Raw genomic sequence first — 3,308 nt, 5'->3', positions numbered from 1 at the left:
TCGGTTCCGGGGCGTTCGCCGTTGCATGGGGTTTTCTCGCCCCGGATGCCGCGGACGCGGCGCCCGGCGGGGCGTGGCCCGGTCGCGGGGGAGCGCCGCTACCGTGGGATCGTGAGCACACCGCGCGATGATGACGCCCTCTCGTGGGGCGGTGACGACGATCCCACTCTCGACGTCGGCGACAAGCGCACGCCCGACCCGGTGGGGGAGCCGGTCGCGGGACCGGAACCGCTCGTGCCTCAGCCCCCTGTTTCGGATGCGCCGCCGACACGCGAGGCGCCGCGCGCGCCCGAGGCCGCGGCATCCGTCGATTCTTCTTCGAATGCGACTCCGGATGCCGCGCACTCCGCGCCGCTCGGAAACGTCGGCCTCGTGGGCATCGGCATGGTGGCGGCGACGTTCCTGCTCTTCGCGCTCGGCTGGCTGCTTTCGGGACGCCAGCTCCAGAGTCTCGGCATCCCCATCCCGGACGTGACCGTCGTCGCGATGACGATCGGGGCCACCCTCGCCCCGATCGTGTGGTTCGTGACGGTCCTCGTGCTCACGCGCTCGTGGCGCACGTGGCAGCGATTCCTGCTGCTGATCCTGGGCATCGTCCTGCTCGTGCCCTGGCCGTTCCTGTCGATGGGATCTCTCGCATGAGCGCCGTCGCCCGCACCCGTCACCTGCCGACGTGGCTCGTCGTCACGATCGCGGGAATCTTCGGACTGTTCTACGCGTACGTCGTGTGGAGTTCGGTCGCGCTGCTCATCCTCCAGGTCAACGGGCCGCTCGGACTCAACGGCCTCGGCTGGTTCGTCTACTGCCTGCCGATCGTCTTCCCGCTCATCGCGTTCGGCGTCGCTTTCGCGATCGGCGCGCGTCGGAAGGCGGGCGAGTTCGCCCTCGTGCTGCTGGCAGGCCTGACGCTGTCGGCGGCCTTCTGGCTCGCGATCGTGGGGTACGGGACGACGTCGTACGGGTTGTACGGGTCGTAAGCCCGGCTCCGCGCACGTCGTCGTAGGCCACCCCCCTCGGTGTCACACGGTCCGGCATCCGTGCGCCTCCGCGCTAGGCTGGCAGACGGCCCGCACGGGTCGCGCGCCCGGTTCGCGCCGGCGGTGCGCGACGGTGCGCGTCAGACCCCCAGCACCGTTTCGAAGGACGCATCCGTGACGAAGCCCGTCGTGCTCATCGCCGAAGAACTCTCTCCCGCCACGATCGACGCGCTCGGCCCCGACTTCGACGTGCGCAACGTCGACGGGACCGACCGCCCCGCGCTGCTCTCGGCCCTCGCCGACGCGCACGCGGTGCTCGTGCGCTCGGCCACCCAGATCGACGCCGAGGCTCTCGCCGCAGCGCCGTCGCTCAAGGTCGTCGCCCGTGCCGGTGTCGGCCTCGACAACGTCGACATCAAGTCGGCCACCGCGGCCGGAGTCATGGTCGTCAATGCGCCGACCTCCAACATCATCTCGGCCGCCGAGCTCACCGTCGGGCACGTGCTGTCTCTCGCCCGCCGCATCCCGGCTGCCCACTCCTCGCTCGCGCAGGGCCTGTGGAAGCGCAGCTCGTTCACCGGTACCGAGCTGTTCGAGAAGACGATCGGCATCATCGGTCTCGGACGCATCGGTGCGCTGATCGCCGCCCGGTTGCAGGCGTTCGACATGCGCGTGATCGCGTACGACCCCTACGTCACCGCGGCTCGTGCTCAGCAGCTCGGTGTGCAGCTCGTCTCGCTCGACGAGCTCCTCGAGCAGAGCGACTTCGTCACCATCCACATGCCCAAGACGCCCGAGACGACGGGAATGATCGGCGCCGAGCAGCTGCGCCGCATGAAGAAGACGGCGTACGTCATCAACGTCGCGCGAGGTGGCCTCATCGACGAGGAGGCGCTGTTCGACGCCCTCACCGCCGGCGAGATCGCCGGTGCCGGCCTCGACGTGTTCTCGACCGAGCCTCCCGCCGAGGGCGGCCCGGCGCGCAAGCTCCTCGACCTGCCGAACGTCGTGGTCACCCCGCACCTCGGCGCCAGCACCGAGGAGGCGCAGGAGAAGGCGGGCGTCTCCGTCGCCCGCTCCGTCAAGCTCGCCCTCGAGGGCGACCTCGTTCCGGATGCCGTGAACGTCGCCGGCGGCGCGATCGACCCGTTCGTGCGTCCCGGTATCGCGCTCGTCGAGATGCTCGGCCAGTTCTTCAGCGGCCTCGCCGACAGCGCCCTCACCAGCCTCGACATCGAGGTGCGCGGCGAGCTCGCCGCCTACGACGTGAGCGTCTACCGCCTCGCCGCGCTGAAGGGGTACTTCAGCCGCATCGTCAGCGAGAGCGTGTCGTACGTGAACGCTCCGCTCTTCGCCGAACAGCGCGGGGTCGAGGCGCGGCTCGTCGTCGAGGCCGAGAGCCCGCTCTACCGCAACATCACGATCCTGCGCGGCACGCTCGCCGACGGCTCGACCCTGACGGTGGCCGGCACGCTCGCCGGAACCCGCATGGTGCCGAAGGTCGTCGCCATCAACGGCTACGACATCGAGGTGCCGATCGAGAAGCACCACCTCGTGATGCGCTACGCCGACCGCCCCGGCATCGTCGCGATCTACGGCCAGAAGCTGGGCGAGGCGGGCATCAACATCGCCGGTCTCCAGGTGGCGGCTCCGGATGCTACGGGCCGTGCGCTCTCGGTCCTCACCGTCGATTCGCCCGTGCCCGACGAGATCCTCGGCGCCATGCGCGAGGCCGTCGGCGCCGACCTGTTCCGGCAGATCGACATCGTCGAAGACTGACGCGACAGCGTTCGGGGGAGGGGGTCGCGGGAGCGGCCCCCTTCGTCGTTTCCGGGATGGTTCTGTACGGGGTGTTCATGGCGTGACGGCCTGGGCGACGATGCGAGCAGCCCGCGAGGGGTCAGGACGGTGGCCTCTTCGGCGCGCGGCTCGCTGGCCGCATCCTGGATGGATGCGCCGGTCACCCGTCGTTCAGGTGGTCGCCGCGACGACCGCGGCGATGAGCTTGTCGAGGTCAGCACCCTCGACCCGCGGGCTCGGGACGGCGTTGAGGTCGAGAACGGCGTTGAAGTAGAGGCCGTCGCTGACGAGCAGCACGATCTGCAGTGCGGTCTCGTCGCGGGTGTGGCCCCGCAGGCTCTCTTCCCAGAGCTCGCGCACGCGTCGGAGTGATGCGGTGGCGGCGTCGTTGCCGTTCTGCGCGAGGCGGGATACCGCGAGGATCGTCACGTCGAGCGCGGAGCCGGTGTTCTGCGATGAGCGGATGTGCGCGGCGACGGCGCCCTCCGTGGACCTCTCGATCTCTTCCACGTCTTCGCGCGCGAGCTTCTC

4 protein-coding genes are annotated in these 3,308 nt (G+C 70.0%); 3 read left to right on the top strand and 1 reads right to left on the bottom strand.

Annotated features, from left to right (window positions below; genetic code table 11):
• The first annotated feature begins 111 nt into the window (after nucleotides 1–111).
• The 3 genes from P2P98_RS10190 to serA all read left to right on the top strand — a co-directional run bounded on the left by P2P98_RS10190 (nucleotide 112) and on the right by serA (nucleotide 2,756).
• Nucleotides 112–642, top strand: coding sequence for a DNA polymerase III subunit gamma/tau (locus P2P98_RS10190; protein ID WP_275799566.1), 531 nt, complete (start codon nucleotides 112–114; stop codon nucleotides 640–642).
• The gene (locus P2P98_RS10185; protein ID WP_058595896.1) at nucleotides 639–977 is read left to right on the top strand and encodes a hypothetical protein; all 339 of its coding nucleotides are present in this window, start codon (nucleotides 639–641) and stop codon (nucleotides 975–977) included. The genes P2P98_RS10190 and P2P98_RS10185 overlap by 4 nt, the downstream gene beginning before the upstream one ends.
• A gap of 174 nt (nucleotides 978–1,151) precedes the next feature.
• Entirely contained in the window at nucleotides 1,152–2,756 is a 1,605-nt protein-coding gene (gene serA / locus P2P98_RS10180) for a phosphoglycerate dehydrogenase (protein ID WP_275799563.1), read from the top strand.
• Between the two features lie 192 nt (nucleotides 2,757–2,948).
• On the opposite strand, the gene P2P98_RS10175 is transcribed toward serA, so the two are convergent.
• A partial coding sequence (locus P2P98_RS10175; RefSeq protein WP_275799561.1) for a TetR/AcrR family transcriptional regulator occupies nucleotides 2,949–3,308 on the bottom strand: 360 nt, incomplete at its 5' end.

Source organism: Microbacterium sp. Kw_RZR3, assembly GCF_029222405.1.
Classification (GTDB): Bacteria; Actinomycetota; Actinomycetes; order Actinomycetales; family Microbacteriaceae; genus Microbacterium.
Note: the sequence above shows the minus strand (reverse complement) of the source record. Positions and strands in the feature narration are given on the sequence as shown.

Coding starts and splice junctions, on each gene's coding strand:
- P2P98_RS10185 (WP_058595896.1), top strand. CDS start 639: ATGAGCGCCGTCGCCCGCACCCGTCACCTGCCGACGTGGCTCGTCGTC.